The sequence below is a fragment of the Streptomyces sp. NPDC057854 genome, from assembly GCF_042797055.1.
In the GTDB taxonomy this organism is placed as follows: Bacteria; Actinomycetota; Actinomycetes; order Streptomycetales; family Streptomycetaceae; genus Streptomyces.
This window is the reverse complement of sequence record NZ_JBHVMF010000054.1, coordinates 1-3,578: the sequence shown is the minus strand read 5'-3', so window position 1 is coordinate 3,578 and position 3,578 is coordinate 1. Positions and strand designations below refer to the sequence as shown.

2 tRNA genes and 2 rRNA genes are annotated in these 3,578 nt (G+C 52.1%); all 4 read left to right on the top strand.

Annotated features, from left to right (window positions below):
• Window positions 1-152: 152 nt before the first annotated feature.
• Window positions 153-3,082, top strand: a 23S ribosomal RNA gene (locus tag ACFVQZ_RS36360).
• 55 nt (window positions 3,083-3,137) lie between these two features.
• Window positions 3,138-3,254: ribosomal RNA gene (gene rrf, locus ACFVQZ_RS36355) — 5S ribosomal RNA — on the top strand.
• A 38-nt stretch (window positions 3,255-3,292) separates the two neighbouring features.
• Window positions 3,293-3,369: transfer RNA gene (locus ACFVQZ_RS36350), tRNA-Ile, on the top strand.
• Between the two features lie 24 nt (window positions 3,370-3,393).
• Window positions 3,394-3,469: transfer RNA gene (locus ACFVQZ_RS36345), tRNA-Ala, on the top strand.
• Window positions 3,470-3,578 lie beyond the last annotated feature (109 nt).

Sequence of the window (3,578 nt, the reverse complement as noted above, 5' to 3'; positions counted from 1 at the left end):
TTTGATCCTTGAAAACTGGATAGCGAGATAAATTTGCGTTTTAGAAATATCCTTTAAGCTGAACTTGTGTCAAAACAAGTTAAGATTATAGCGAAATGTACGATGAATGCTGCATATCGAACCTCTGGTCCGATACGCAAACCAATCATCTAGGTTAAGCTACTAAGAGCACACGGAGGATGCCTAGGCGCTAGGAGTCGACGAAGGACGCGGCGAACGGCGAAATTGCCTCGGGGAGCTGTAAGCAAGCTTTGATCCGGGGATGTCCGAATGGGGAAACCCGGCTGGTGTAATAGCCAGTCACTCATACCTGAATACATAGGGTATGAAGAGACAGACGAGGGGAACTGAAACATCTAAGTACCCTCAGGAAGAGAAAACAATAGTGATTCCGTCAGTAGCGGCGAGCGAACGCGGAATAGCCTAAACCAAGAGGCTTGCCTCTTGGGGTTGTGGGACGTCTCACATGGAGTTACAAAGGAACCGATTAAACGAAGAGGTCTGGAAAGGCCCGCCATAGAAGGTAAAAGCCCTGTAATTGAAAGTCTGTTCTCTCCGAGACGGATCCCGAGTAGTGCGGGGCACGTGAAATCCCGTATGAATCCGCCAGGACCATCTGGTAAGGCTAAATACTACCTAGCGACCGATAGTGAAGCAGTACCGTGAGGGAAAGGTGAAAAGCACCCCGGAAGGGGAGTGAAATAGAACCTGAAACCGTGTGCCTACAAGTAGTCAGAGCCCGATCTATGGGTGATGGCGTGCCTTTTGTAGAATGAACCGGCGAGTTACGATCCCGTGCAAGGTTAAGGTGAAGAGCCGTAGCCGCAGCGAAAGCGAGTCTGAATAGGGCGACATAGTACGTGGACGTAGACCCGAAACCGTGTGATCTACCCCTGTCCAGGGTGAAGGTGCGGTAACACGCACTGGAGGCCCGAACCCACGCATGTTGAAAAATGCGGGGATGAGGTGGGGGTAGCGGAGAAATTCCAATCGAACTCGGAGATAGCTGGTTCTCCCCGAAATAGCTTTAGGGCTAGCCTCGGTGTCAAGAGTCGTGGAGGTAGAGCACTGATTGGGTGCGGGGCCCGCCAAGGGTTACCAAGCTCAGTCAAACTCCGAATGCCATAGACTTATAACCGGGAGTCAGACAGTGAGTGCTAAGATCCATTGTCAAAAGGGAAACAGCCCAGACCATCAGCTAAGGTCCCCAAGTGTGTGTTAAGTGGGAAAGGATGTGGAGTTGCACAGACAACCAGGATGTTGGCTTAGAAGCAGCCATCATTTAAAGAGTGCGTAATAGCTCACTGGTCGAGTGACTCTGCGCCGAAAATGTAACGGGGCTAAACACACCACCGAAGCTATGGCTTGCAACGTATGTTGCAGGGGTAGGGGAGCGTTGTATGTAGGTTGAAGGTGTACCGTAAGGAGCGCTGGACAGCATACAAGTGAGAATGCCGGTATGAGTAACGAAAAGACAAGTGAGAATCTTGTCCGCCGAAAGCCTAAGGGTTCCTGAGGAAGGTTCGTCCGCTCAGGGTAAGTCGGGACCTAAGGCGAGGCCGAAAGGCGTAGTCGAAGGACAACAGGTTGAAATTCCTGTACCACCGTAAGCCGTTATGAGCAATGGGGTGACGCAGTAGGGTAGTGACGCGAGCTGATGGATGCTCGTCCAAGCAGTGAGGCTGATGTGTAGGCAAATCCGCACATCGTAAGGCTGGGCTGTGATGGGGAGGGAAAATTATAGTACCGAAGGTCATGATCTCACACTGCCAAGAAAAGCCTCTAGCCAGGTGATGGTGCCCGTACCGCAAACCGACACAGGTAGGCGAGAAGAGAATTCTAAGGCGCGCGGAAGAACTCTCGTTAAGGAACTCGGCAAAATGACCCCGTAACTTCGGGAGAAGGGGTGCCCCGGTAGTGTGAATAGCACGAGGGGGCCGCAGTGAAAAGGCCCAAGCGACTGTTTAGCAAAAACACAGGTCTGTGCGAAGCCGTAAGGCGAAGTATACGGGCTGACGCCTGCCCGGTGCTGGAAGGTTAAGGGGAGTGGTTAGGGAGCAATCCCGAAGCTGTGAACCGAAGCCCCAGTAAACGGCGGCCGTAACTATAACGGTCCTAAGGTAGCGAAATTCCTTGTCAGGTAAATTCTGACCCGCACGAATGGCGTAACGACTTGGGCGCTGTCTCAACGAGAGATCCGGTGAAATTTTAATACCTGTGAAGATGCAGGTTACCCGCGACAAGACGGAAAGACCCCATGGAGCTTTACTGCAGCTTGATATTGGACTTTGGTACGATCTGTACAGGATAGGTGGGAGCCTAAGAAGCCTGAGCGCCAGCTTAGGTGGAGGCGACGTTGGGATACCACCCTGATCGTATCGGAGTTCTAACCTAGGACCGTAACCCGGTTCGGGGACAGTGTCAGGTGGGCAGTTTGACTGGGGCGGTCGCCTCCTAAAGAGTAACGGAGGCGCCCCAAGGTTCCCTCAGAATGGTTGGAAATCATTCGAAGAGTGCAAAGGCATAAGGGAGCTTGACTGCGAGACATACAGGTCGAGCAGGGACGAAAGTCGGGCTTAGTGATCCGGTGGTACCGCATGGAAGGGCCATCGCTCAACGGATAAAAGCTACCCTGGGGATAACAGGCTTATCTCCCCCAAGAGTCCACATCGACGGGGAGGTTTGGCACCTCGATGTCGGCTCATCGCATCCTGGGGCTGAAGTAGGTCCCAAGGGTTGGGCTGTTCGCCCATTAAAGCGGTACGCGAGCTGGGTTCAGAACGTCGTGAGACAGTTCGGTCCCTATCTGTCGTGGGCGTAGGAAATTTGAGAGGAGCTGTCCTTAGTACGAGAGGACCGGGATGGACGCACCGCTGGTGTACCAGTTGTTCCGCCAGGAGCACCGCTGGGTAGCCAAGTACGGACGGGATAAGTGCTGAAAGCATCTAAGCATGAAGCCCCCCTCAAGATGAGATTTCCCAATTAGTAAGACCCCTTGAAGACGACGAGGTTGATAGGTTGGAGGTGGAAGCACAGCAATGTGTGGAGCTGACCAATACTAATCGGTCGAGGGCTTATCCTAAAATTAAAACGCAAATTATCTCGTATTCAGTTTTCAGAGATCAAACTCTGTAACGTTTGGTGTCGATGGCGGAGGGGTTCCACGCGTACCCATCCCGAACACGACCGTTAAGCCCTCTAGCGCCGATGGTACTTGGACCGCAGGGTCCTGGGAGAGTAGGACGATGCCAAGCGCACCCACTTGATGGGTACAAAAACTCATAAATATTATGGGCCCTTAGCTCAGCTGGTTAGAGCGCACCCCTGATAAGGGTGAGGTCGGTGGTTCGAGTCCACTAGGGCCCACCATTAAACAACTTGATATTATACTTTGGGGCCTTAGCTCAGCTGGGAGAGCGCCTGCCTTGCACGCAGGAGGTCAGCGGTTCGATCCCGCTAGGCTCCACCATTTAAGTATTACCTTTTGATCCTTGAAAACTGGATAGCGAGATAAATTTGCGTTTTAGAAATATCCTTTTAGCTGAACTTGTGTCAAAACAAGTTAAGATTATAGCGAA